The 24,362-nt window shown below is 71.3% G+C and carries 24 protein-coding genes and 1 tRNA gene; 13 read left to right on the top strand and 12 right to left on the bottom strand.

Going from position 1 to position 24,362, the window contains the following annotated elements:
- Positions 1-20 precede the first annotated feature (20 nt).
- The 3 genes from KCH48_RS13050 to KCH48_RS13040 all read right to left on the bottom strand — a co-directional run bounded on the left by KCH48_RS13050 (position 21) and on the right by KCH48_RS13040 (position 3,069).
- A complete protein-coding gene (locus KCH48_RS13050) occupies positions 21-1,559 on the bottom strand; it encodes a Stp1/IreP family PP2C-type Ser/Thr phosphatase (protein ID WP_246885208.1) in 1,539 nt (512 codons plus the stop codon).
- 120 nt (positions 1,560-1,679) lie between these two features.
- Positions 1,680-2,198: an FHA domain-containing protein gene (locus tag KCH48_RS13045; RefSeq protein WP_210573385.1), complete on the bottom strand. Its 519-nt coding sequence runs from the start codon at positions 2,196-2,198 to the stop codon at positions 1,680-1,682.
- Positions 2,199-2,208: 10 nt separating this feature from the next.
- Complete coding sequence (locus KCH48_RS13040) at positions 2,209-3,069, bottom strand: DUF3662 and FHA domain-containing protein (RefSeq protein WP_210573383.1); 861 nt, start codon at positions 3,067-3,069, stop codon at positions 2,209-2,211.
- A 472-nt stretch (positions 3,070-3,541) separates the two neighbouring features.
- Between KCH48_RS13040 and KCH48_RS13035 the strand changes: the two genes are divergently transcribed.
- Positions 3,542-3,625: transfer RNA gene (locus tag KCH48_RS13035), tRNA-Leu, on the top strand.
- 129 nt (positions 3,626-3,754) lie between these two features.
- Here KCH48_RS13035 and KCH48_RS13030 read toward each other — a convergent pair.
- Positions 3,755-4,408: an FMN-dependent NADH-azoreductase gene (locus KCH48_RS13030; RefSeq protein WP_210573381.1), complete on the bottom strand. Its 654-nt coding sequence runs from the start codon at positions 4,406-4,408 to the stop codon at positions 3,755-3,757.
- A 122-nt stretch (positions 4,409-4,530) separates the two neighbouring features.
- On the opposite strand from KCH48_RS13030, the gene KCH48_RS13025 reads away from it, so the two are divergent.
- From KCH48_RS13025 to KCH48_RS13010, 4 genes are all read left to right on the top strand, one after another.
- Positions 4,531-4,893, top strand: coding sequence for a helix-turn-helix domain-containing protein (locus KCH48_RS13025; protein WP_210573380.1), 363 nt, complete (start codon positions 4,531-4,533; stop codon positions 4,891-4,893).
- 170 nt (positions 4,894-5,063) lie between these two features.
- The gene (locus KCH48_RS13020) at positions 5,064-6,497 is read left to right on the top strand and encodes a DUF2252 domain-containing protein (protein ID WP_210573378.1); all 1,434 of its coding nucleotides are present in this window, start codon (positions 5,064-5,066) and stop codon (positions 6,495-6,497) included.
- A gap of 126 nt (positions 6,498-6,623) precedes the next feature.
- The gene (locus tag KCH48_RS13015) at positions 6,624-7,550 is read left to right on the top strand and encodes a hypothetical protein (RefSeq protein ID WP_210573371.1); all 927 of its coding nucleotides are present in this window, start codon (positions 6,624-6,626) and stop codon (positions 7,548-7,550) included.
- Between the two features lie 58 nt (positions 7,551-7,608).
- On the top strand, positions 7,609-7,938 hold the full coding sequence (locus KCH48_RS13010; RefSeq protein WP_210573821.1) for a rhodanese-like domain-containing protein: 330 nt from the start codon (positions 7,609-7,611) through the stop codon (positions 7,936-7,938).
- Positions 7,939-8,073: 135 nt separating this feature from the next.
- Here KCH48_RS13010 and KCH48_RS13005 read toward each other — a convergent pair whose 3' ends face one another.
- The 6 genes from KCH48_RS13005 to paaA all read right to left on the bottom strand — a co-directional run bounded on the left by KCH48_RS13005 (position 8,074) and on the right by paaA (position 12,960).
- Complete coding sequence (locus KCH48_RS13005; RefSeq protein WP_210573369.1) at positions 8,074-9,207, bottom strand: acyl-CoA dehydrogenase family protein; 1,134 nt, start codon at positions 9,205-9,207, stop codon at positions 8,074-8,076.
- A gap of 157 nt (positions 9,208-9,364) precedes the next feature.
- The gene (locus tag KCH48_RS13000) at positions 9,365-10,423 is read right to left on the bottom strand and encodes a 2Fe-2S iron-sulfur cluster-binding protein (protein WP_210573367.1); all 1,059 of its coding nucleotides are present in this window, start codon (positions 10,421-10,423) and stop codon (positions 9,365-9,367) included.
- Positions 10,423-10,938: a 1,2-phenylacetyl-CoA epoxidase subunit PaaD gene (gene paaD, locus KCH48_RS12995; protein ID WP_210573365.1), complete on the bottom strand. Its 516-nt coding sequence runs from the start codon at positions 10,936-10,938 to the stop codon at positions 10,423-10,425. The genes KCH48_RS13000 and paaD overlap by 1 nt, the downstream gene beginning before the upstream one ends.
- The gene (paaC, locus tag KCH48_RS12990; RefSeq protein WP_210573356.1) at positions 10,932-11,651 is read right to left on the bottom strand and encodes a 1,2-phenylacetyl-CoA epoxidase subunit PaaC; all 720 of its coding nucleotides are present in this window, start codon (positions 11,649-11,651) and stop codon (positions 10,932-10,934) included. Before paaC ends, paaD begins: the two co-directional genes overlap by 7 nt.
- Positions 11,648-11,935 (bottom strand): 1,2-phenylacetyl-CoA epoxidase subunit PaaB, encoded by a 288-nt coding sequence (gene paaB, locus KCH48_RS12985; RefSeq protein ID WP_073944895.1) that lies wholly within the window; start codon positions 11,933-11,935, stop codon positions 11,648-11,650. The genes paaC and paaB overlap by 4 nt, the downstream gene beginning before the upstream one ends.
- A complete protein-coding gene (gene paaA / locus KCH48_RS12980) occupies positions 11,932-12,960 on the bottom strand; it encodes a 1,2-phenylacetyl-CoA epoxidase subunit PaaA (RefSeq protein ID WP_210573349.1) in 1,029 nt (342 codons plus the stop codon). Before paaA ends, paaB begins: the two co-directional genes overlap by 4 nt.
- Before the next feature lie 241 nt (positions 12,961-13,201).
- Here paaA and KCH48_RS12975 point away from each other — a divergent pair, with 241 nt between their 5' ends.
- Genes KCH48_RS12975 through KCH48_RS12965 form a run of 3 tightly spaced genes read left to right on the top strand, consistent with a single transcriptional unit; the run spans position 13,202 to position 15,944 of the window.
- Positions 13,202-13,951, top strand: coding sequence for a DUF5819 family protein (locus KCH48_RS12975; protein WP_246885205.1), 750 nt, complete (start codon positions 13,202-13,204; stop codon positions 13,949-13,951).
- Positions 13,948-15,192, top strand: a complete 1,245-nt coding sequence (locus tag KCH48_RS12970; RefSeq protein ID WP_210573347.1) for an HTTM domain-containing protein — start codon at positions 13,948-13,950, stop codon at positions 15,190-15,192. The genes KCH48_RS12975 and KCH48_RS12970 overlap by 4 nt, the downstream gene beginning before the upstream one ends.
- Positions 15,189-15,944 carry an RNA methyltransferase gene (locus tag KCH48_RS12965; RefSeq protein ID WP_210573345.1) on the top strand — a complete coding sequence of 252 codons (756 nt, stop codon included), beginning with the start codon at positions 15,189-15,191 and terminating at the stop codon, positions 15,942-15,944. Before KCH48_RS12970 ends, KCH48_RS12965 begins: the two co-directional genes overlap by 4 nt.
- Before the next feature lie 68 nt (positions 15,945-16,012).
- On the opposite strand, the gene paaN is transcribed toward KCH48_RS12965, so the two are convergent.
- A complete protein-coding gene (paaN, locus tag KCH48_RS12960; protein WP_210573343.1) occupies positions 16,013-17,704 on the bottom strand; it encodes a phenylacetic acid degradation protein PaaN in 1,692 nt (563 codons plus the stop codon).
- A gap of 148 nt (positions 17,705-17,852) precedes the next feature.
- Here paaN and KCH48_RS12955 point away from each other — a divergent pair, with 148 nt between their 5' ends.
- Both KCH48_RS12955 and KCH48_RS12950 read left to right on the top strand, forming a co-directional pair.
- Positions 17,853-19,370 (top strand): 3-hydroxyacyl-CoA dehydrogenase, encoded by a 1,518-nt coding sequence (locus tag KCH48_RS12955; protein WP_210573341.1) that lies wholly within the window; start codon positions 17,853-17,855, stop codon positions 19,368-19,370.
- Positions 19,367-19,957 carry a TetR/AcrR family transcriptional regulator gene (locus KCH48_RS12950; RefSeq protein WP_210573340.1) on the top strand — a complete coding sequence of 197 codons (591 nt, stop codon included), beginning with the start codon at positions 19,367-19,369 and terminating at the stop codon, positions 19,955-19,957. The genes KCH48_RS12955 and KCH48_RS12950 overlap by 4 nt, the downstream gene beginning before the upstream one ends.
- 13 nt (positions 19,958-19,970) lie before the next feature.
- On the opposite strand, the gene KCH48_RS12945 is transcribed toward KCH48_RS12950, so the two are convergent.
- Positions 19,971-20,453, bottom strand: coding sequence for an Lrp/AsnC family transcriptional regulator (locus tag KCH48_RS12945; protein ID WP_210573817.1), 483 nt, complete (start codon positions 20,451-20,453; stop codon positions 19,971-19,973).
- Between the two features lie 190 nt (positions 20,454-20,643).
- On the opposite strand from KCH48_RS12945, the gene pdhA reads away from it, so the two are divergent.
- From pdhA to KCH48_RS12930, 3 genes are read left to right on the top strand one after another with little or no spacing between them, the layout of a single operon-like run.
- The gene (pdhA, locus tag KCH48_RS12940) at positions 20,644-21,780 is read left to right on the top strand and encodes a pyruvate dehydrogenase (acetyl-transferring) E1 component subunit alpha (RefSeq protein ID WP_210573338.1); all 1,137 of its coding nucleotides are present in this window, start codon (positions 20,644-20,646) and stop codon (positions 21,778-21,780) included.
- Positions 21,777-22,781: an alpha-ketoacid dehydrogenase subunit beta gene (locus KCH48_RS12935; RefSeq protein WP_210573336.1), complete on the top strand. Its 1,005-nt coding sequence runs from the start codon at positions 21,777-21,779 to the stop codon at positions 22,779-22,781. Before pdhA ends, KCH48_RS12935 begins: the two co-directional genes overlap by 4 nt.
- A complete protein-coding gene (locus KCH48_RS12930) occupies positions 22,781-24,358 on the top strand; it encodes a dihydrolipoamide acetyltransferase family protein (protein WP_210573334.1) in 1,578 nt (525 codons plus the stop codon). The genes KCH48_RS12935 and KCH48_RS12930 overlap by 1 nt, the downstream gene beginning before the upstream one ends.
- The last annotated feature ends 4 nt before the right edge of the window (positions 24,359-24,362 follow it).

The raw sequence follows: 24,362 nt of genomic DNA, 5'->3' as shown, positions 1-24,362 counted from the left end.
CGGGGCCTCTCACGGCTTGCCTACTGCGTACCGCACTGCGAGACGACCTTCTGCTCTTCCTCCGAGAGAGTCGGGCCGGGCGTGGGGGTGGGTGCGGTCGGGGACGTTGATGGATTCGGAGCCGTAGTCCCCGGCGGATTGGTGGGTGTCGGTGTCGCCTTGGACGTGAAGGAGGAACGGGTGGTTCCCGTGGTGCCTCCGGCCTCGCCCTCGCCTGTCTTGGAGTTGTTCGTGCTCTCGGTCGCCTGCTGCTCGGACCGCTTCTTGCACGCGGACGCCTGCACGGCCAGTTCGTCGATCTTCTTCTGGGCCTGCTTCAGGTCGCCCTCGGCGATCGTGCCCTCGACGAGCTTCTGCTGGTACGGCGGCAGGTACTTGAGTTCGATCTCGGGGTGGTCCTTCTCCACGTCCGACAGCGAGACCCAGGCCAGGTCCTGGCTGATGCCGCGGTACAGGGCGACATGCTCGTCGTTGACGCCGACGTAGTACTGCGTCTGCGTCCAGCGCCAGCCGCCGTAGAGCCCGCCGCCGATGACGGCCAGCGCGAGGACGCCGTAGAGGGATCTTTTCAGCCACCTGCCGCGCCGACGCGGCTTGATGAAGTCGTCGTCGGTGTAGTCCCCGAAGCTGCCCTCGGGGACGTAGCCGGTGGTGTCGCCGGAGCCGGGCGGGCCGAACTCGCCGCCGCCCTGGCCGGGGACCTGACGGCCGAGGCCTGAGGCGCGTCCGGCCGGGGTCTGCATGATGCCGTTGTCGTTCAGCTGGTGCTGGTTCTCGGCGACCGCGCCGACCACGACCGGGGTGTCGGAGAGCTGCCCGGCGAGGGTGTCGCCGGTGTCCAGGTCGAGGACGTCGGCGACGATGACGGTGATGTTGTCGGGGCCGCCGCCGCGCAGTGCGAGCTGGATCAGCTCCTGCACGGTCTCCTGGGGGCCCTGGTAGCTGGCGAGGGTGTCCTCGAGCGTCTGGTGGGAGACGACGCCGGAGAGGCCGTCGGAGCAGATCAAGTAGCGGTCGCCGGCGCGGACTTCGCGGATGGAGAGGTCGGGCTCGACGTGGTCGCCGCTGCCCAACGCCCGCATCAGCAGGGAGCGTTGGGGGTGGGTGGTGGCTTCCTCTTCGGTGATGCGGCCTTCGTCGACCAGTCGCTGCACCCAGGTGTGGTCCTGGGTGATCTGGGTGAGGACGCCGTCGCGGAGCAGATACGCGCGCGAGTCGCCGACGTGTACGAGACCGAGCCGCTGCCCGGTCCACAGCAGGGCGGTGAGGGTGGTCCCCATGCCCTCCAGCTGCGGGTCCTCTTCGACCATCGCGCGCAGTTGGTCATTGGCGCGCTGTACGGCCGTGCCGAGCGAGGTGAGGATGTCGGAGCCGGGGACGTCGTCGTCGAGGGCGACGATCGTGGAGATCGCCTCGGAGGAGGCGACCTCGCCGGCCGCGGCGCCACCCATGCCGTCGGCGATGGCGAGCAGCCGGGGCCCGGCGTATCCGGAGTCCTCGTTGCCTTCCCGGATCATGCCTTTGTGCGATCCGGCGGCGAAGCGCAGTGACAGACTCATGCGCACCTCGCCCGTCGGCTCCGGGTACATCCGCACGGTGCCCACCCTCCGGTCGGGAGCGCGCCGGGGTCCGGGGTGTGGACCGCCGCTGCGTGCTCGCTCCGCTCGCTCATTGTCGTACTACTTCCGCAGCTCGATGACGGTCTTGCCGATGCGGATCGGCGCGCCCAGCGGGATCGGTGTGGGGGTCGTCAGCCGGGACCGGTCCAGGTACGTGCCGTTGGTCGAGCCCAGGTCCTCGACGATCCACTGGCCGTCGCGGTCCGGGTAGATCCTGGCATGACGGCTGGAGGCGTAGTCGTCGTCCAGCACGATCGTGCTGTCGTGCGCCCGGCCCAGGGTGATGGTCTGGCCCTGCAGCGCGACGGTCGTGCCGGTGAGGGTGCCCTCGGACACGACGAGCTTCGTCGGGGCGTTACGGCCCCTGCGACCGCCGGTGGCGGGTTGCTGGCGCTGCTGCGGAGGCGCCGCCTGACGGGCGGCGGCCTGCTGCTGCCGGCCCGCTTCCCGCCGTGAGCCGCGCTGCGTGACGCGCGTTCCGAACAGGTCGCTGCGGATGACCTGCACGGCCACGATCACGAACAGCCACAGTACGGCCAGGAAACCCAGCCGCATGACCGTGAGGGTCAGCTCTGACATTGCCCCCGCTTCACCCTTCGGCTTGCCGGTAAATGATGGTGGTACTGCCCACGACGATCCGCGAGCCGTCGCGGAGCGTAGCGCGGGTGGTGTGCTGCCCGTCCACCACGATGCCGTTGGTGGACCCGAGATCCTGGATCGTCGAGGGCGTTCCGGTCCGGATCTCGCAGTGCCGGCGGGAGACGCCGGGGTCGTCGATCCGCACGTCGGCCTCGGTGCTGCGGCCCAGCACCAGCGTCGCGCGGGAGATCTGATGGCGGGTGCCGTTGATCTCGATCCAGTAGCGGGTGCGGCCGCCGGCCGCGGGGGCGGCGGGACGCTGGCCGCCCGCGGGCTGCGGGTAGCCGTAACCGCCGGGGCGGCCGCCGGGCGGCGGCGCGGCCGGCATGGGCGGGGCGCCCGCGGGCGCGGCGGGCTGCGGGTAGCCGTACCCGCCGCCGGGGCGTCCGGCGGCCGGCGGGGCCGCGGGGGCGCCTGCCGGGGCCTGCTGGTCGGTGGAGGACGCGAGCGTACGGCTGCGCACCCGGTACAGGCCGGTGTCGAGGTCGTCCGCCTTCTCCAGGTTGACCTTGATGGGGCCCATGAAGGTGTAGCGCTGCTGCTTGGCGTAGTCGCGCACCATGCCGGCGAGCTCGTCGCCGAGCTGGCCGGAGTAGGGGCTGAGCCGCTCGAAGTCGGGCGTGCTCAGTTCCACGATGAAGTCATTGGGTACGACGGTGCGGTCGCGGTTCCAGATGGTGGCGTTGTTGTCGCACTCACGCTGGAGCGCGCCCGCGATCTCCACGGGCTGCACCTCGGACTTGAAGACCTTGGCAAAGGTGCCGTTGACCAGACCTTCGAGACGCTGCTCGAACTTCTTCAGGACTCCCATGGGGCACCTCCTCCTAGGCTGTCGTCCTGTGTACTGCTTCTTACCTGGTACTGCTTACTGATCGTATCCACGCGCCGGTGAATCGGCTGGTTCCCCCTGTCGGCCCAGTCGGCGGTTGTCGACGCCTGACGAAGTTCCCTCCACAGGTCCCCTTCGAACTCCCTCGGGGACACAGTCCTGCCAAGGATCGTAGAGGCGGCCGCAGACAAGTGTCCCGCACCTGACTGTGGACCCCGACCGGCTCCTGGGGAGACGGGCGGTACCGGTACGAGGTTGATACGTGAACCGGTACACGTTGATACGTAGCCCGGGGTTCGGAGGTTTGCCGCCCGGTCCGGCCGACGGCACAGACGTCGCTGGTCGGCGGCTTCCCCGGGATAAGGGATGTGAACCCACCCTGGTGCGCGTGCTAATGTTCTGCGTGTCGGAGGGCGCCGAACCCATGGGGGAAAGCCCCGAGGACACACCCAATGCGCGGGTGGCGGAATAGGCAGACGCGCTGGATTCAGGTTCCAGTGCCCGCAAGGGCGTGGGGGTTCAACTCCCCCCTCGCGCACATCAGACAAAAGCCCCGCAGGTCTTGGACCTGCGGGGCTTTTGCGTTCCCCGGACGGGCGGGACGAGGGGCCGCGGGTGAGAGGACAATCACACCGCGGAATCGCCCTGTGGACGCCCTCGAAGGCCGTTACGCGGCGAAGCGCTGTGCCAGCTTCTTGGCCTTGGTGGCGGCGTCGTCGAGGGCACGCTCGCGGGAGGCCTCGAAGAGGGGGACCAGCTCGGCCATCGCCGGGTTGTGCGGGGCCATGGTGAGCTCCGGGACGATGAAGTCGAGGTCCATGGCGAGGGTCTCGGCGAAGATCGCCGACAGGTAGTTCTGTACATATTCGGAACCCTCGCGCGGGGTGCCCGGGGCGTAGGAGCCGCCGCGGCTGGCGACCACGGTGACCGGGGTGCCCTTGACCTTCGAGTCCTCGGCGCGCGCGGTGCGGCCGATCAGGATCACGTGGTCCAGCCAGGCCTTCAGGGTGGACGGGATCGCGTAGTTGTACATCGGGGCGCCGATCAGCACGGCGTCCGCCTGCTCGAACTCCTCGATCAGCCGCAGGCGCTCCGCGAAGGCGTCCGCCTGCTCGGGGCTGTGCGCGGCCGGGTCGGCGAAGCCGGCCGTGTGGGCGTCGGCGGTGATGTGCGGCACGGGGCTCACGGAGAGATCGCGATAGATCACCGTGCCCTCGGGGTGCTGTTCCTCCCAGGTCTTGCGGAAGGCGTCCGTGACGGCGCGGGACGCGGAGGCGCCGCTGGGGAACACGGACGAGTCGATGTGGAGCAGCGTGGCCATGGGGTCTCCAAAGAGAGCGGTGCCCGCACGGGAACGGCGGGCTAAGTTTTCGTACTCGACTATGGATAACACAGGTACTTACTTTTTTTCATCCCTATACGTCGGGGCAGTACCCTGAGCCCATGGCGGGTGAGCGGATTCACGACGAGTCGACGTGCAAGCAGGTGGACGGCGGCATCAGCCGTGTCTTCCAGCTGCTCGGCAAGCGCTGGACCGGCCCGATCGTGTCCGTGCTGGTGGAACAGCCCACGCACTTCGCCGATCTGCGCCGGGCCGTCCCCGGGATCAGCGAGCGCATGCTCTCCGACCGGCTCACCGAACTCGCCACCGCGGGACTCCTGGTGCGCGAGGTCGACGAAGGCCCGCCGCTGCGGGTGTCGTACCGCCTGACGGAGGCGGGAGCGGCGCTGGGGCCCGCCCTGCGGGAGCTCGGCGAGTGGGCGGAGAAGCATCTGCCGGAGAGCGAGCGGGGCGGTGGCTGTTAGCCCCGGGCGCGGATGACGGGTTTCCACAGTTCGCGGATGACGGGTTTTCCACAGTTGTGGAGTTGTCCACAGGGTCTGACGCGTTCTGGCTGCCGGTTGTACGGTCGGCACGAGTTGATGTTCGTGCGTGTGCGGGGGAGGCGGTCGTTGTGACCCAGGTGGATGCGGGTATGGCTGAGGCGGTCCAGGAGGCTGCCGTGGAGGCCGGGGCGGCGCGCCGGCTGCCGCGCGTGCGGGGTTTCGCCCAGTGGTCCGCCGCGGGGGCGCAGTCGCCGAAGGAAGAGGGCAAGGCGCTGCGCAGGCTGGTTCCGCGGAGCACACACGCCGCGCTCGACCTGGACGGCTCCCGCCCCGACGCGGTGAGCGCGGTCGAGGAGTCCAGCCGCGGCCGGCTTCCCGAACTGACGCCGCTGCGGATCGGCCGCATGGCGGCGACCCCCTTCGCCTTCCTGCGCGGCTCCGCGGGCCTGATGGCCTACGACCTGGCCCGCACCCCCATGACCCGGATCCGCGCCCAGATCTGCGGAGACGCCCACGCGGCCAACTTCGGTCTGTACGGCGACGCGAGCGGCCGCCTGGTCATCGATCTGAACGACTTCGACGAGACGGTCCACGGCCCCTGGGAGTGGGACCTCAAGCGGCTCGCCGCCTCACTGGTGCTCGCGGCCCGGGAGGCGGGCGCCGACGAGGACACCTGCCGCAAGGCGGCGCACGACACGGTGGGCTCCTACCGCCGCACCATGCGGCTGCTGGCCAAGCTCCCGGTCCTGGACGCGTGGCACGCCATCGCGGACGAGGAGCTCGTCTCCCACACCGACGCCCATGACCTGCTCGGCACGCTGGAGCGGGTCTCCGAAAAGGCACGTGCCAACACCAGCGGGCGCTTCGCGGAGCGGTCGACGGTGCCGACCGAGGACGGCGGACGGCGGTTCGTCGACGCCCCTCCGGTGCTGCGGCAGGTGCCGGACGCGGAGGCGGCGGCCGTGGCGGTGTCCCTGGAGGAGTATGTGACGACGCTCTCCGAGGACCGCCTCCCCCTGCTGGCCCGGCACACGGTGCACGACGTGGCCTTCCGGGTGGTCGGCACGGGCAGCGTGGGCACGCGGTCGTACGTCGTCCTGCTGCTGGACCACCGGGGCGAGCCGCTGGTGCTGCAGGTGAAGGAGGCCAGGGCCTCAGTGCTGGTTCCGCACCTGGTGACGGCGGGGTTCGAGGCGCCCCAGGTGGACCACGAGGGCCGCCGTGTGGTGCTGGGCCAGAAGCGGATGCAGGTCGTCAGCGACATCCTGCTGGGCTGGACGACGGTCGACGGCCGGCCCTTCCAGGTACGCCAGTTCCGCAACCGCAAGGGCAGCGTCGACCCCGCCGCCCTCTCCACCGACCAGATAGACGACTACGCCCGCATGACCGGCGCCCTCCTGGCCCGCGCCCACTCCCACAGCGCCGACCCCCGCCTCATCTCCGGTTACTGCGGCAAGAACGAGGAGCTGGACGAGGCGATGGCGACGTTCGCGGTGGCCTATGCCGACCGCACGGAGGCGGACCACGCGGAGCTGGTGGCGGCGGTGCGGGCGGGGCGGCTCAAGGCGGAGACAGGGGTGTGACCGCGCTCCGCAAGGGGCGCGGGGAACTGCGCGATCAGCCCCCATCGGCCCGCGGGGAACGAACCGCATATCCAGCGGAGCGCTGAGGCCGTCGGGGTCGGCCGGGGCGTGGCCTACGCTGGTCGCGTGACGAGGTCGGAAGCTGAGCAGGGTGGCGTCGCCGGAGAGGCGGGGGTGACGCCGCAGGACGGGCTGCCCGAGGCCGAGGACAGTGCGGCCGGGCTCGAAGACGCCGGTGCCGCGTCCGAAGACACTGGTGCCGCGTCCGAAGACGCCGCTCCCCGGCCCGAGGAGCGGCTGGAGCGGGCCGTGCGGGCTGCTGAACAGGCGCTCATCGAGTATGAGATCGCGGTGGAGACCTTCCGGGTGGAGGTGGAGAACTTCTCGCGGCTGCACCACCAAAGGCTCGGCCCGATGTACGCCCGGCTCGACGAACTGGACGCGCAGATCGCCGAGGCCGTGGCCGCCCGCACCGGCGATCCCGAGGACGTGCGCAAGGCGGACGAGGCGCGGGCGCGCGTCATGCCGATGCCGGGCGTCGAGGAGCTGTTCCACGGCTGGATGGACGGGGACGGGCTGTCCCCGGAGGCCTCCGCGATGCTCACCGAGCAGCAGGTACGGCCTCCGCAGCGGGTGCGCCCCAGCGACGAGGCCCGCAAGCTCTACCGTGAGCTGGCCCGCAAGGCCCACCCCGACCTGGCGCAGGAGGAGGGCGAGCGCAAACGGCGTGAGGAGTTCATCACGCGGGTCAACGCCGCCTACGCCCGTGGCGACGAGGCGCTGCTGCGGGAGCTGGCCGCGGAGTGGGCCGCCGGACCGGTCCCCGAGGAGCGGCAGGCGAGCCCAGCCGAGGAGCTCTACGCCCGCCTCGAATGGCTCGCCCAGCGCAAGGAACTGATCGCGGTCGTCGCCCGCGAACTGGAGGAGAGCGCGATCGGCGCCATGCTCCGGATCGCCCCGGACGACCCCGACCGCCTTCTGGAGGAGGTCGCCGAGCAACTGCTGGCCCAGGTCGCCGAGCGCGAGGCGAAGCTGGCGGAGCTGCTGCCGTAGCCGCGTCGGGCCGTGCGGGCGGTCCGGTAGCGTCGGGGGCATGAGTTTCGGAGCTGGTGTGCCCACGGTCGAGGTCTCAGACCTCAAGGACGGCGACTTCCTGCTGGACGTCCGCGAGGACGACGAGTGGCAGGCGGGTCACGCCGAAGGGGCACTGCACGTCCCCATCAGCGAGTTCGTGGCCCGGTACGGCGAGGTGACCGAGGCGGCGCCGCAGGACGGCCGGGTCCATGTGATCTGCCGTTCCGGCGGACGTTCGGCCCAGGTCACGATGTACCTCGTCCAGCAGGGCATCGACGCCGTGAACGTCGACGGCGGCATGGAGATGTGGGCCCACGCGGGCCGACCGGTCGTGACGGACCAGGGACAGCCCGGGTACGTCCTCTAGGGGCCGGCCCGCAGGAACAGGCGCTGGGGCTGGGGGTCCTCGGGTTCCTGGCGTTCGGGCTCCGGGCCTTCGGGCTCCATGACGTGGGCGCGGCGGTCGTCCTGGTAGCGCTGCTCGGGCAGCCGTGTCGGCGGGTCAGCCCAGGGGATGCGCCGCCAGTAGATCGCCCAGTGCCTCCTCGTGTGCCGACGCCGGGCCGAGCGACAGTTCCAGGTGCTTGGCCCAGGCGTGGTACCGGTGCAGTGGATAGTCGGTGTCTGCACCGAAACCGCCGTGCAGATGCTGCGCGGTCTGCACGATCCGCCGTACGCCGTCCCCCGCCCAGATCTTCGCGACGGCCACGTCCCCGGCGGCAGGTAGCGCCCCCGGTGCCCCCGACGCGATCCGCCATGCGGCCTGCCACAGCGTGGCCTCCATCGCGCGCAGGTCGATGTAGCGGTCGGCGGCCTGCACGGCGACCGCCTGGAACGTGGCCACCGGGAACCCGAACTGCTCGCGCTTGCCCGTGTATTCACTGGTCATCCGCAGTACCTGGGAGCCGAGCCCGAGGGCCAGCGCGCAGGTCCCGGTGGCCAGCAGATCGCGCAGCCACTCCCAGGCGCCGTCGGCGTCGATGACATCGCGGGCCACGATCCGCGCGGAGTCCAGGCGCAGTTCGGCCAGCCGCTCCCCGTTCGTGGAGAACTGCTCGGCGAGCGCGACCCCCTCGTGGACCCGGGGCACCACCGCGAGGACGGTCCGGTCGGCGTCCGTCCGGGCCGGTACGAGGACGAAGTCCGCGTTGTACGCCCAGGGCACCGCCGTCTGCAGCCCGTCCAGCGTCCAGTGGTCGCCTTCATGGCGTGCGGTGACGGCGAGTTCGGCCGGGTCGTGCCCGGTACGGCCGGCGGCGGCGACGGTCAGGACCACCTCACCCCGGCCCGCCCGCGCCGGCAGCTCGGACCTCAACTCCTCGCTGCCATAAGCCTGTACGGCCGCGGCGGCCGCGCAGCTCTCCAGCAGCGGCACCCTCGCCAGCACCTTCGCCGACTCCCGCAGGACGAGGCACAGTGCGACGGCGTCGAGGCCCGCCCCGCCGTACTCCGGGGCGAGGAGCAGGCTCAGCAGGTCCGCGTCGGCGAGCCTGGCCCACAGCTCCCGGTCGAAGTCGTCGGCCACGGCGCCCAGGGTGAGCGCCGGGCTGGGCACGGCATCCGGCGCGACCCCGCCGAACACTCCCCGCGCCGCCTCGGCCGCCGCCTGCTGCTCCTCGGTGAAGGTGAAGTCCACAGTCCCTGTCCCTCCGGCGGATCCGCTGATCTGACGGAGCGTCAAGATAGAACAGGTTCTAGGAGAAGGGAACGGGCGGGCGGCGCCGGGTAAGGGTGACGGCCCTGACGAAGGAACGGCCGGGCAGCGCCCCGAAGGGGCACAGCTCGCGGAGCGCTCAGCGGTCGAAGTCCAGCTCCACCTTCTCCGTCACCGGATGCGACTGGCACGCCAGCACATACCCCGACTCCGTCTCCTCCGGCTCCAGCGCGAAGTTGCGGTCCATCCGCACCTCGCCGGAGACCAGGAAGGCCCGGCATGTCCCGCACACCCCGCCCTTGCAGGCGTAGGGCGCGTCGGGCCGGTTGCGCAGGACCGTCTCCAGCAGGGACTCGCCGTCCTGGACGGGCCAGGTTCCGCCGCGGCCGTCGAGCCGTGCCGTCACGGCGCTGTGGGCGGGGGCCGGGACCTGAGTCGCGAGGGTGGTCAAGGGGTCCACGTGGAAGATCTCCTCGTGGATACGGGTCCGCGCCACTCCGAGTCCGCGCAGGGCCCGCTCGGCCCCCTGCACCAGCCCGTACGGCCCGCACAGGAACCAGCCCGCCACGTCGTCCACCGGCAGCAGCGCCGGCAGCAGCCCGGTGAGCCGGTCCTGGTCGAGCCGCCCGGACGGCAGACCCGCCTGCTGTTCCTCCCGGGAGAGCACCGTCACCAGCTGCAACCGCTCGGGGTAGCGGTCCTTCAGGTCGGCGACCTCCTCCAGGAACATCGTCGACGCGGTCGTACGGTCGCTGCGGATCAGGCAGAACCGGGCCCCGGGCTCACGCGCCAGCAGTGTCGAGACGATCGACAGAACCGGGGTAATGCCACTGCCGCCCACGATCGCGGCATACAGGCCGGCCGCGGGCTCCAGCGTGAAACGGCCCGCCGGGGTCATCACCTCCAGCTCGTCACCGACGTTGATCTCCTTGAGCGCGTACGTCGAGAAGGCCCCGCCCTCCACCAGCCGCACCCCCACCCGCAGGGTCCGTGGACCCTCGGGGCCGGGCGCCGGGGAGCAGATCGAGTAGGTGCGCCGTATCTCCGTACCGTCGGCCCTGCGGCGCAGCGCGAGATGCTGGCCGGGGGCGTGGCGGTACTCCTCCCGCAGTTCCGGCGGCACGGTGAGGGTGAGGGCCACCGAGTCGTCGGTGAGCCGGTCGACGGCGGCCACCGGGAGCGTGTGGAAGCGGGCCATCACAACTCCTTGAAGTGGTCGAACGGTTCGCGGCAGGACAGACACCGCCGCAGCGCCTTGCACGCGGTGGAGGAGAACCGGCTGAGCAGCTCGGTGTCCGCCGATCCGCAGTGCGGGCAGAGAACGGGATCCGTGGTGCGGGTCGGGCCCAGCTCGATCAGCATCGGCTCGGCCGCCTCACGCACCCGCGGCGGTGCGATGCCGAACTCCCGCAGTTTGCGGCGCCCTTCGGCCGAGATGTCGTCCGTCGACCAGGCGGGCGAGAGCACCGTACGGACCGACACCTGCCCTATGCCGTGCTCGTGCAGCGCCCGCTCTATGTCCAGGGACATCGCCTCGATCGCCGGGCAGCCGGTGTACGTCGGGGTCAGCTCGACCTCCACCGAGTCCGTGCCGCGGACGTGCACCGCGCGCAGGACGCCCAGCTCCTGGAGGGTGAGCACGGGCAGTTCGGGGTCGGGCACCGCACCGGCGACCTCGAGGAGTTCCGCCTCCAGGGCGGTGAGGGTCACCATGACGCCCCCGGGTGGCTGCGGTGCAGATGCTGCATCTCGGCGAGCATCCGCCCGAAGGGCTCGGTGTGCAGGCCTTGACGGCCCGCCCCGGCGGCCCACGCACCGGACCGCGGCCCTTCGGGGACGGTCAGGGTGGCGCGGTCGAGGATGCTTGACACGGACTTCAGCCAGGCGGCCTGCAGCTCGTCGGCGTCCACATCCAGGCCCTCGACCGGCCGGAACATCTCGCCGGTGAACCGCCACAGCGCCTCGCACGCGTGCTGCGTCCGCTCATGACTGACCTCAGTGCCGTCGCCGAGCCGCAGGGTCCACTGCTCGGCGTGGTCGCGGTGGTAGGCGACCTCTTTGACGGCCTTCGCGGCGAGCGGCGCGAAGGGGCCGTCCGCGGTGGCGAGGCGGGCGTAGAGCAGGTGCTGGTAGGTGGAGAAGTACAGCTGGCGGACGATGGTGTGGGCGAAGTCGCCGTTCGGCTGCTCGACCAGCTGGAGGTTGCGGAAGGCGCGCTCTTCGCGCAGATAGGCCAACTCGTCCTCGTCGCCGACCATCGACAGCAGGATCCGGGCCTGGCCCAGCAGGTCGAGGGCGATATTGGCGAGGGCGACCTCCTCCTCGAGCACGGGCGCGTGGCCCGCCCACTCGCCCAGGCGGTGGGAGAGCACCAGCGCGTCGTCGCCGAGGGCGAGCGCGGCCGTGGTGGGAACGGCGACGGTCACAGGTGCTTCACCCCTTCCGGGATCTCGTAGAACGTCGGGTGCCGGTACGGCTTGTCGGCGGCCGGCTCGAAGAACGGGTCCTTCTCGTCCGGTGAGGACGCCGTGATCGCGGACGACGGCACGACCCAGATCGAGACTCCCTCGCCGCGCCGGGTGTACAGATCGCGCGCGTTGCGCAGGGCGAGCTCCGCGTCCGGCGCGTGCAGGCTGCCGGCGTGGGTGTGCGAGAGACCGCGGCGGGAGCGTACGAAGACCTCCCACAGGGGCCAGTCGGTATTCGTCATGCGTGTGCCGCTCCCGTCTCATGGGCGCGCGGGGCAGGAGCCGAGTGCTTGGCCGCGTACGCCGCGGCGGCTTCCCGGACCCATGCGCCTTCGTCGTGCGCCTGCCTGCGCTGGGTGATGCGCTGTTCGTTGCACGGGCCGTCGCCCTTGAGGACGGCCCAGAACTCCGACCAGTCGATCGGACCGAAGTCGTGGTGCCCCCGCTCCTCGTTCCACCTCAGGTCCGGGTCGGGGAGCGTCAGGCCCAGGGACTCGGCCTGGGGGACGCAGATGTCGACGAAGCGCTGGCGCAGCTCGTCGTTCGAATGGCGCTTGATCTTCCACGCCATCGACTGCGCGGAGTGCGCGGACTCGTCGTCGGGCGGGCCGAACATCATCAGGGACGGCCACCACCAGCGGTCCACGGCGTCCTGCGCCATCGCGTGCTGCTCCGGGGTGCCGCGGCTGAGGGCGAGCAGCAGCTCGTACCCCTGGCGCTGGTGGAAGGACTCCTCCTTGCAGATGCGGACCATCGCGCGCGCGTACGGGCCGTATGAGCAGCGGCACAGGGGGACCTGGTTGGTGATCGCGGCGCCGTCCACCAGCCAGCCGATCGCGCCGACGTCCGCCCAGGTCAGGGTGGGGTAGTTGAAGATCGAGGAGTACTTCTGGCGGCCGGTGTGGAGCTTGTCGAGCAGCTCGTCGCGGCCGGTGCCGAGGGTCTCGGCCGCGCTGTAGAGATACAGGCCGTGCCCCGCCTCGTCCTGGACCTTGGCCATCAGGATGGCCTTGCGGCGCAGGGACGGCGCGCGCGTGATCCAGTTCGCCTCGGGCTGCATGCCGATGATCTCGGAGTGCGCGTGCTGGGCGATCTGCCGCACCAGCGTCGCGCGATAGGCGTCCGGCATCCAGTCGCGCGGCTCGATGCGCTCGTCGGCGGCCACCGCGGCGTCGAACGCGCGCTCGTACGCCGCCGTGTCGACGGTGCCCTCTCCTGCGCCGTACGCCTGTGTGCCGGCCGTCTGCTGCGCGGCTGCTGTCGCCATGGGGCCCCCTCGACCTTGGGCTCTGCCTGGAACCTGCTCCCGACCGATCGTTCGGTTCGTGCGATTCCATGGTGTGACGGCCGCCGTAAGGTGTCAACCGCTGTGGATAACCTGCCGGGACCACCTGTGGACAACCGGCCCGACCGGCGGACGGGCCGATGGGGTGTGCCGGGCGCGCGGGGCTGAGTACCGTTCCCGTCCAGGTGGCCGGAAGACTGAGCGGAATCGGGAACGGGGCGGAATGGACGACGCGTACGACGGTGGCTCGAACGCCCCGGACGGGGCGGGCGGGGTGGTCGAACCGGACGGGCGCGAGACGTCCGGCGAACCGGCCGCCGGCCCCCGCACCGCTCTCGCCGCGCTCTCCCTCCGCTACCAGATCGGCGTCGCGCTCGCGCTCGCCTGCGTCGCGGTCGCCGTCTGTGTCCACATCGGCATGGTGTTCCTGCACGTCGCCCCGTCGAACACGGTCACCAAGCAGCACGGCCGCGCGATAGACGACTGGATCTACCCCGAGTTCGAGCAGAACTGGAAGCTCTTCGCGCCCAACCCGCTGCAGCAGAACATCGCCGTCCAGGTCCGCGCCCAGATCGGCAGGCCCGACGGCGGCAGGGAGACCACCGGCTGGTACGACCTGTCCGCGCAGGACGGCCGGGCCATCGACGGCAATCTGCTGCCGAGCCACACCCAGCAGAACGAACTGCGTCGCGCGTGGGACTTCTTCCTCGCCACCCACGACGCCGAGAACCGCCCGTCGGGCCTGCGCGGCGCCCTCTCGGAGACCTATCTGCGCCGGATCGTGCTGCTGCGCCTCGACCGCGACAACGCGGCCGGGCGGGGCGAGACGATCGAGCGGGTCCAGCTGCGCTCCCGCACCACCAACGTCCGCCCGCCCGAGTGGAGCGCGGAGCAGGTCTCCGACCAGCCGGTGTTCCGGGTGCTGCCCTGGTGGTCGGTCTCGGCCGGCGACCTCGGGGGAGGCGCCCGGTGAACCGCTACGCGCAGGCCGTGTCGGGCGGCATCGCCCGTGTCACCGGGGCCGCCCTCGGCCCGTACCAGACCGCCGTCATCCGCATCGGGTTCAGCGCGACCTGGCTGCTCTTCCTGCTGCGGGAGCTGCCCCACCGCCAGGAGCTGTACGGCCCCGACGGCCCCTGGACATTTGGACTCGCCGAGCAACTGATCTCGACGAACGGCGCCTTCACGGCCCTGATGTGGTCCGACGGCCGGCTCTGGTTCGAGGCCGTGTACGCGCTCGCCGTCCTCACGAGCGTCCTGCTGCTGCTGGGCTGGCGCACCCGCACCATGTCCGTGCTCTTCATGGTCGGCGTGCTCTCGCTGCAGAACCGCAGCATCTTCATGGGGGACGGCGGCGACAACGTCCTGCACCTGATGTGCATGTACCTCGTCTTCACGCGCTGTGGCCAGGTGTGGTCGCTGGACGAGCGCCGGGAACGGCGCGTGCGTGCGGCACGCGCGCGTGGAGAGCGTGTGGTGGACCGGGTGGGGCCCGCCCTGTGGGGGGCGCTCGGGCTGGTGCTGGTGGTGGTGACCGCGGCGGGCCAGCTCGACGGCGACTTGACCGTGCCGGTGATCATCTGGGCTGTGTGGGTAGCCCTGGCCGTGTGGTGGGTCGTCGGACGCCTGGCCAGGAGTGACGAGCCGCGGATCCTGCTCGATGTGGTCGGCAACATCGTCCACAACGGCGCCCTGCTCGTGATCATGGCCGAGGCCTGTCTGATCTACGCGACGGCCGGCTGGTACAAGATCCAGGGCTCCCGCTGGCAGGACGGCACCGCCGTCTACTACCCCCTGCACCTCGACTACTTCTCACCCTGGCCCGCCCTCGCCGACCTGCTGTCGGCCAGCGGCACGGCGGTGATGCTCGTGACATACGGCACCGTGGCCGTCCAGGTCGCCTTCCCGTTCACGCTGTTCCATCGACGCGTCAAGAACGTCCTGCTCGCCGCGATGATCACCGAGCACGCCGTGATCGCCGTCGTCCTCGGACTGCCCTTCTTCTCCCTGGCGATGATCGCGGCGGACGCGGTATTCCTGCCGACGTCGTTCCTGCGTCGGCTGGGCGACTGGGCCGCACGCGCGCGTGGACGCGTGTTCCGGGGCAAGGACGGCCCCAAGGTGCCGGGCCAGCGGACCGGGGACGCGTCAGCCCCTGACAACCCGGACAACCCGGAGAACCCCGAGCACACGCACGTAGGCTTCACGGCATGACCGCCGCCGATCCCGTGACCTCCTGGCACCGGCTCGCCGACGCCTCCGTCCTGCTCGACGGCTTCCATGCCCTCAAGCACGCGGTGCGTTTCAAAGCCGCTGTCCCGGTGGCGGTGGCCGTCGACCGGGCGGCCACACTCGCCCTGGCCGACGAGCTGGCTCCGGACGTACGAGACACCCTGGCCGCGCTGCTCACGCAGGTCCCGGAGCCGACGTACAGGTCCCTCGTGCCGCGCCCGCATCCGACCGCGGTGGCGGCCCTGGCCGTACGACCGCCCCGTGCCGCCAACCTGGAGAAGCTGGCGCACTCACCCCGCACCGCACCCGTCGTCGTCCTCGACAACCCGCGCAACCTCGGCAACGTGGGCGCCGTCATCCGTCTGGCCGCCGGTTTCGGCGCGACCGGAGTGGTCACCACCGGCACCCTCGACCCGTGGCACCCCACGGTCGTACGCGGCGGAGCGGGCCTGCACTTCGCGACCGCCGTGGAGCGGCTGACCGTCGACGAACTGCCGTCCGGGCCGCTGTTCGCCCTGGACCCCGAGGGCGACGACATCCGGGGCGTGAAGCTCCCGGACGACGCCGTTCTCGCCTTCGGCTCCGAGCGCAGCGGCCTGTCGGCCGACCTACGCGCGCGTACCGACCATTTGCTCTCCCTGCCGATGCGCCCGCAGGTCTCCAGCTACAACTTGGCGACGAGCGTGGGAATGACCCTCTACCACTGGAGCACGGGCACGGAAGCGCCCCTATAGGGGCGCGGGGAACTGCGCGACAAGCCACAACGCACCGGCAGCCGCGCGATCACCGAACCCCCGAGCTCTTAGGCCTCCCGCCGCACCTCAACAACCCGGAACCGGTTGGCCACGAACGCCCCATCACACAACGCAGCGTTCGCCGCCGGATTGCCCCCCGACCCATGGAAGTCGGAGAACGCGGCCGTCTGGTTCACATACACCCCACCGGTGAGGTTGAGCGACAACTGCGCCGACTCCTCCAGGCAGACCTCGACAACCGCCTGCTCGACCTCCTCGTCAGAGGTGTACGCACCGACGGTCATCGCACCCTTCTCGCGGATCGTCCGCCGCAGCAACTCCACCGCATCGGACGCCGAGTCGACCGCGACGGCAAAGGAGACGGGCCCGAAGCACTCGCTCATGTACGCGGCCTCGGCGTCCGGCTTGGTCCCGTCCAGCTTCACGATCACCGGCGTACGGACGACCGCGTCCGGGAACTCCGGGTTGCTGATCTCCCGTGAGGCGAGGGCGACTTCGCCGAGGCTCGCCGCCGCCTCCAGACGAGCCTTCACATCGGGATTGACGATCGCGCCGAGCAGCGCGTTGGCGCGCGCGTCGTCGCCGAGCAGGCCGTCGACCGCGCGGGCGAGGTCGGCGACGACCTCGTCGAAGGTCCGGGGGCCCTCCTCGGTGCGGATGCCGTCGCGCGGGATGAGCAGGTTCTGCGGGGTGGTGCACATCTGACCGCTGTACAGGGACAGCGAGAAGGCCAGGTTGGACAGCATCCCCCTGTAGTCGCCGGTCGACTCCACGAGCACCGAGTTGACGCCCGCCTTCTCCGTGTAGACCTGCGCCTGGCGGGCGTTGGCCTCCAGCCAGTCACCGAAGGCCGTCGAACCGGTGTAGTCGATGATCCGGATCTCCGGGCGCACGGCCAGGGTCTTGGCGATGCCCTCGTCAGGGCGCTCGGCGGCCAGCGCCACCAGGTTGGGGTCGAAGCCCGCCTCGGCCAGCACCTGGCGCGCGACCTGCACGGTGAGCGCGAGCGGCAGCACCGCGCGCGGGTGGGGCTTGACCAGGACCGCGTTTCCGGTGGCCAGGGAGGCGAACAGGCCCGGATAGCCGTTCCACGTCGGGAAGGTGTTGCAGCCGATCAGCAGGGCGATCCCGCGCGGGACCGGCGTGAACTGCTTGGTGAGCGCGAGCGGGTCGCGCTTGCCCTGGGGCTTGGTCCACTCCGCGGTGTCGGGGGTGCGGACCTGCTCCACATACGCGTACGCCACCGCCTCCAGGCCACGGTCCTGCGCATGCGGGCCGCCCGCCTGGAACGCCATCATGAACGCCTGGCCGGAGGTGTGCATGACCGCGTGCGCGAACTCGTGCGTCCGGTCGCTGATGCGCTTGAGAATCTCCAGGCACACCACGGCCCGGATCTCCGCGCCGGCGTCCCGCCAGGCGCGCTGACCGGCCTTCATCGCGGGCAGCAGGACCTCGATGTCCGCGTGCGGATACGTGACGCCCAGCTCGATGCCGTACGGCGAGACCTCGCCGCCCGTGAAGCCGTCCGTGCCGGGCTGGCCGAGGTCGAGGCGGGTGCCCAGAAGGGCGTCGAAGGCGGCCTTGCCGGCTGCCGCGTCCAGACTGCCCTGCTCGCCGTAGGCCTTGGGGTGCTCGGGGTGCGGAGACCAGTACGCGCGCGTGCGGATCGCTTCCAGCGCCTGGTCGAGGGTGGGCCGGTGAGCGGCGATCAGCTGGTGCGCGGTGAGTTCGGCGGCCATACGGGACCAACTCCTCGTCTCAAGAACTCTTCTTTGAGCTCATGACCTGGGCGGAAACAGCCGGACAGAGTTAGAGTAACCGAACGATCGGTCGGGACAAGGGGGTCCGCCGCATCTGTGGAAAACCCCGTGCGGGAGGATCGCGCACATGACAGCACTCGACCTCAGCAGCCCCGTGGCCGTCGTCGGCACCGGCACCATGGGCCAGGGCATCGCCCAGGTCGCGCTGGTCGCCGGCCACCCCGTGCGGCTGTACGACACCGTCCCCGGGCGGGCCCAGGAGGCGTCCGCCGCGATCGGCGCCCGCCTCGACCGGCTCGTCGAGAAGGACCGGCTCACCGCCGCCGACCGGGACGCGGCACGCGCCCGTCTGCTGCCCGCCCAGAGCCTCACCGACCTCGCGGACTGTGCCCTGGTCGTCGAGGCCGTCCTGGAGCGGCTCGACGTCAAGCAGGACCTCTTCCGCGAGCTGGAAGGCATCGTCGGCGCGGACTGTCTGCTCGCCACCAACACCTCGTCCCTGTCGGTGACGGCCATCGGCGGCGCGCTCGGCAACCCCGGCCGTCTCGTCGGCCTGCACTTCTTCAACCCGGCCCCGCTGCTGCCGCTGGTCGAAGTCGTCTCCGGGCACGCCACCGACGTCACGATGGCCACGCGCGCGTACGAGACGGCGCGCGCCTGGGGCAAGACCCCGGTCGCCTGCGCCGACACCCCCGGCTTCATCGTCAACCGCATCGCACGGCCCTTCTACGCCGAGGCCTTCGCGGTCTACGAGGCCCAGGGCGCCGACCCCGCCACCATCGACGCGATCCTGCACGAGTCCGGCGGCTTCAAGATGGGCGCCTTCGAGCTGACCGACCTCATCGGCCAGGACGTCAACGAGTCGGTGACGCACTCCGTGTGGCAGTCCTTCTTCCAGGACGTGCGCTTCACGCCCTCGCTCGCCCAGCGGCGCCTGGTCGAGTCGGGCCGGCTCGGCCGCAAGACCGGACAGGGCTGGTACGACTACCAGGAGGGCGCCGAGCCCGCCGAGCCGCACACCGCGGAACGCGCCCAGCCGCCCGCGTACGTCGTCGCCGAGGGCGACCTGGGCCCCGCCGCCGAACTGCTCGCGCTGATACGCGAGGCGGGCATCGCCGTCCGCGAGGAGGACGAGGACCACGGCACCCGCCTGGTGCTGCCGGGCGGCGGACAGCTGGCGCTCGCCGACGGCCAGACCTCCGTGGAGTTCCGGGACGTCGTCTACTTCGACCTCGCGCTCGACTACCGCAGGGCCACCCGTATCGCCCTGTCCGCCTCCCAGGACACCGCCTCGCAGACCCTCACCGAGGCGATCGGCCTGTTCCAGGCACTCGGCAAGGACGTCAGCGTCATCGGCGACGTACCCGGCATGATCGTCGCCCGCACGGTCGCGCGGATCGTCGACCTGGCGCACGACGCCGTCGCCAAGGGGGTGGCCACCGAGGAGGACATCGACACCGCGATGCGGCTGGGCGTGAACTACCCCCTGGGCCCCTTCGAATGGAGCCGCAGACTCGGCCGCAACTGGGCGTACGCCCTCCTCGACGACTTGCATATGCGCGACCCCTCGGGACGTTACGCGCCCTCGCTCGCGCTCTACCGCCATGCGTACGCCACCGACAGGCGGGAGGGCAGCACGTCATGACCACCGCGAAGCGGGACACGTACACCCCGGAGTCGCTGCTCACCGTCGCCGTGCGGGTCTTCAACGAGCGCGGCTACGACGGCACCTCCATGGAGCACCTCTCCAAAGCGGCCGGCATCTCCAAGTCGTCGATCTACCACCACGTCGCCGGCAAGGAGGAGCTGCTGCGCCGCGCGGTGAGCCGGGCGCTGGACGGGCTCTTCGGGATCCTCGACGAGGAGCACGCGCGCGTGGGGCGTGCCGCCGAGCGCCTGGAGTACGTCGTGCGGCGCATGGTCGAGGTGCTGATCGCCGAACTGCCGTATGTGACGCTGCTGCTGCGCGTGCGCGGCAACACGGACACCGAGCGGTGGGCCCTGGAGCAGCGCCGCGACTTCGACCACCGGGTCGCCGAGCTGCTGAAGGCGGCAGCCGCCGACGGGGATGTGCGCGGTGATGTGGAGGTGCGTCTGGCGACCCGGCTGGTCTTCGGGATGATCAACTCGATCGTCGAGTGGTACCGGCCGGACGGGCGCGGCATGAACGAGCGCGAAGTGGCCGACGCGGTCGCGCAGTTGGTGTTCGGGGGACTGCGCAAGTCCTCCTAGACCGACGTCCGGGTCAGCCCTGCGGCTCCAGGTCCTCCTCCTCGAACACCAGCAGCGTGCGGGTGCTGAGCACCTCGGGGATCGCCTGGATGCGGGTCAGTACCAGCTCCCGCAGCGCCCGGTTGTCGGACGTGTGCACGAGCAGCAGCACGTCGAAGTCTCCGCCCACCAGGGCGATATGGGCTGCCCCGGGGAGCTGCTTGAGCTGCTCGCGCACCGTGCGCCAGGTGTTCTGGACGATCTTCAGGGTGATGTACGCCGATGTCCCCTGGCCCGCGCGTTCATGGTCCACGCGGGCCCCGAAGCCGCGGATGACGCCGTCCTCGATGAGGCGGTTGATGCGCGCGTAGGCGTTGGCGCGCGAGACATGGACACGTTCGGCGACCGACCGTATCGACGCGCGGCCGTCCGCCTGGAGCATCTGCAGGATGTCCTGATCGATGGCGTCGAGGGGCCGCGCGGGCGGCAGGGGGCCGCCCTCGGGACCTTCGGCCATTTGTTCAGGTGCCATGTCCCCCCGCCTCTCTACCATGGACGTACTGCGTCCATCTCAGGCTGTGGAGAACCGTTTGTCCACAGCCTGAAGGTGCCTGTAGCCAAAATGTGCCGACGACCGAACAATCGGTAGGTGAGGCGCATCACATCCGACGCGCCTCTCCAAGCCACTCCCATGAGGAGGTGCCGTGATGACGGTCATGGAGCAGCGGGGCGCATATCGGCCAACGCCGCCGCCCGCCTGGCAGCCCCGTACGGACCCCGCGCCGCTGCTGCCCGACGCGGAGCCGTACCGCGTGCTCGGCACGGACGCCGCCGCGAAGGCCGACCCAGCCCTGCTGCGCCGGCTCTACGCCCATCTGGTGCGCGGACGCCGGTACAACGCGCAGGCCACCGCCCTCACCAAGCAGGGCCGCCTCGCCGTGTACCCCTCCAGCACCGGCCAGGAGGCCTGCGAGGTGGCCGCCGCGCTCGCCCTCGAGGAGCGCGACTGGCTCTTCCCGAGCTACCGCGACACGCTGGCCGCCGTCGCCCGTGGCGTGGACCCCGTGCAGGCTCTGACGCTTCTGCGCGGTGACTGGCACACCGGCTACGACCCGCACGAGCACCGCGTCGCCCCCCTGTGCACCCCGCTCGCCACCCAGCTCCCGCACGCCGTGGGCCTCGCGCACGCCGCCCGCCTCAAGGGCGACGACGTGGTCGCGCTCGCGCTGGTCGGCGACGGCGGCACCAGCGAGGGCGACTTCCACGAGGCGCTCAACTTCGCCGCCGTATGGCAGGCCCCGGTCGTCTTCCTGGTCCAGAACAACGGCTTCGCGATCTCCGTCCCGCTCGCCAAGCAGACCGCGGCCCCGTCGCTGGCCCACAAGGCCGTCGGTTACGGCATGCCCGGCCGCCTGGTCGACGGCAACGACGCGGCCGCCGTGCATGAGGTCCTCAGCGACGCCGTACGGCACGCGCGCGCGGGCGGCGGTCCGACGCTGGTCGAGGCCGTGACGTACCGCATCGAGGCCCACACGAACGCCGACGACGACAAGCGGTACCGCGCCGACACCGAGGTCGAGACCTGGCGCGCACACGACCCGATCGCCCTCCTGGAGCGGGAGTTGACCGAGCGGGGCCTGATCGACGAGGACGGCATCCGGCACGCGCGCGAGGACGCCGAGCGGCTCGCCGCCGACCTGCGCGAGCACATGAACCAGGACCCGGCGCTCGACCCCATGGACCTGTTCGCCCACGTGTACGCCGAGCCCACACCGCAACTGCGCGAGCAGCGGGAGCAGTTGGCGGCGGAGCTGGAGGCCGAACGGGAAGGGACGCACCGATGACCACCGTCGCCCTCAAACCCGCGACCATGGCGCAGGCCCTCACGCGCGCGCTGCGCGACGCCATGGCCGCCGACCCCGCCGTGCACGTCATGGGCGAGGACGTCGGCACCCTCGGCGGGGTCTTCCGGGTCACCGACGGGCTCGCCAAGGAGTTCGGCGAGGACCGCTGCACGGACACGCCGCTGGCCGAGGCGGGCATCCTCGGCACGGCGGTCGGCATGGCGATGTACGGCCTCAGGCCGGTCGTGGAGATGCAGTTCGACGCGTTCGCCTACCCCGCCTTCGAGCAGCTGATCAGCCATGTGTCCCGGATGCGCAACCGCACACGCGGGACGATGCCGCTTCCGATCACCATCCGGGTCCCCTACGGCGGAGGCATCGGCGGCGTCGAGCACCACAGCGACTCCTCCGAGGCGTACTACATGGCGACTCCGGGGCTCCATGTCGTCACGCCCGCCACCGTCGCCGACGCCTACGGCCTGCTGCGCGCCGCCATCGCCTCCGACGACCCGGTCGTCGTCCTCGAACCCAAGCGGCTGTACTGGTCCAAGGAGTCCTGGAACCCCGAGGAGCCGACGGCCGTTGAACCGATAGGCCGCGCGGTGGTGCGGCGCTCGGGCCGGAGCGCCACGCTCATCACGTACGGGCCGTCCGTACCCGTCTGCCTCGAAGCCGCCGAGGCGGCGCGGGCCGAGGGCTGGGACCTCGAAGTCGTCGACCTGCGCTCCCTGGTGCCGTTCGACGACGAGACGGTCTCCGCTTCGGTGCGGCGGACCGGGCGCGCGGTGGTCGTGCACGAGTCGGGCGGGTTCGGCGGCCCGGGCGGGGAGATCGCGGCCCGTGTCACGGAGCGCTGCTTCCACTACCTGGAAGCGCCGGTGCTGCGTGTGGCCGGGTTCGACATCCCCTACCCGCCGCCGATGCTGGAGCGTCACCACCTGCCTGGCGTGGACCGGATCCTGGACGCCGTGGGGCGTCTGCAATGGGAGGCCCAGAGCTGATGGCACAGGTGTTGGAGTTCAAGCTTCCCGACCTCGGCGAAGGGCTCACGGAGGCGGAGATCGTGCGCTGGCTGGTCCAGGTCGGCGACGTCGTCACCGTCGATCAGCCGGTCGTCGAGGTCGAGACGGCCAAGGCAATGGTCGAGGTGCCCTGCCCGTACGGCGGCGTCGTCACGGCCCGCTTCGGCGAGGAGGGCACGGAGCTTCCCGTGGGGGCGCCGCTGTTGACGGTGGCCGTGGGGGCGGCGGCCTCCGGCGGTCCGGCCACGGGATCGGACGAGGGCTCGCGTGAGGACGCGCGTGTGGGTTCCGGTGAGGGCACGCGCAGCGGCTCGGCTGGGCACCCCCACGAAGGCTCAGGCAACGTGCTCGTGGGCTACGGCACCGGCGCCGCCCCGGCCCGCCGCCGGAGGGTACGGCCGACGGCTCGTACGGCTCCGACGGATCCGTCCGCTCGTACGAGTGCGGCCTCGCCGACGCCCGACGCCCTCGACATCACCCACGCCACCACAGACATCGCGCCCGATTCCGGCAACGGCCACCGGGCCGACGGTCCCGTCGCCGTGATCTCGCCCCTGGTGCGGCGGCTCGCTCGGGAGAACGGGCTGGATCTGCGGGAGTTGACGGGCTCGGGACCGGACGGGCTGATCCTGCGGGCCGATGTGGAGTACGCGCTGCGGGCGGCCGCCGCGTCGCCCGCCCGACCGTCGCCGCGTACGGCCATGTCGTCCGCGACCGAGCCGTCCGCCACCACACCTTCCTCGGCCGCCCCGACGGCCGCCGCCCCGTGCGCCCCCGCCGACTCCCCCCTCGCTCACACGCCCGCCGAATCGCTCGTCGCCCGGGTGACGCACGCGCCCGCCGGGGCCCCGGTCACCTCCACGCCCGGCGGCACCCGTATCCCCCTCAAGGGCATTCGGGGCGCGGTCGCCGACAAGTTGTCGCGCAGTCGGCGGGAGATACCGGACGCGACCTGCTGGGTGGACGCCGACGCGACGGAGCTGATGCGGGCGCGCGAAGCGATGAACGGGGCCGGAAGGACGAAGATCTCCCTTCTCGCCCTGCTGGCACGCATCTGCACGGCCGCCCTCGCCCGGTTCCCCGAGCTCAACTCCACGGTCGATGTCGAGGCCAGGGAGATCGTCCGGCTCGACCAGGTCCATCTCGGCTTCGCCGCGCAGACCGAGCGCGGGCTCGTCGTGCCCGTCGTACGGGACGCGCACGCGCGGGACGCCGAGTCGCTGACCGCGGAGTTCGCCCGGCTGACGGAGGCGGCCCGGACGGGGACGCTGACGCCCGCGGAACTCACGGGCGGGACCTTCACGTTGAACAACTACGGGGTGTTCGGGGTCGACGGCTCCACGCCGATCATCAACCACCCCGAGGCGGCCATGCTCGGCGTCGGCCGTATCGTCCCCAAGCCCTGGGTGCACCAGGGCGAGCTGGCGGTGCGGCAGGTCGTCCAGCTCTCGCTCACCTTCGACCACCGGGTGTGCGACGGCGGCACGGCCGGCGGCTTCCTCCGGCATGTGGCGGACTGCGTGGAACAGCCGGCGGTGCTGCTGCGCACCATGTGAGAAA

This window comes from Streptomyces sp. GESEQ-4 (assembly GCF_017948455.1).
Lineage (GTDB): Bacteria > Actinomycetota > Actinomycetes > Streptomycetales > Streptomycetaceae > Streptomyces.
Note: the sequence above shows the minus strand (reverse complement) of the source record. Positions and strands in the feature narration are given on the sequence as shown.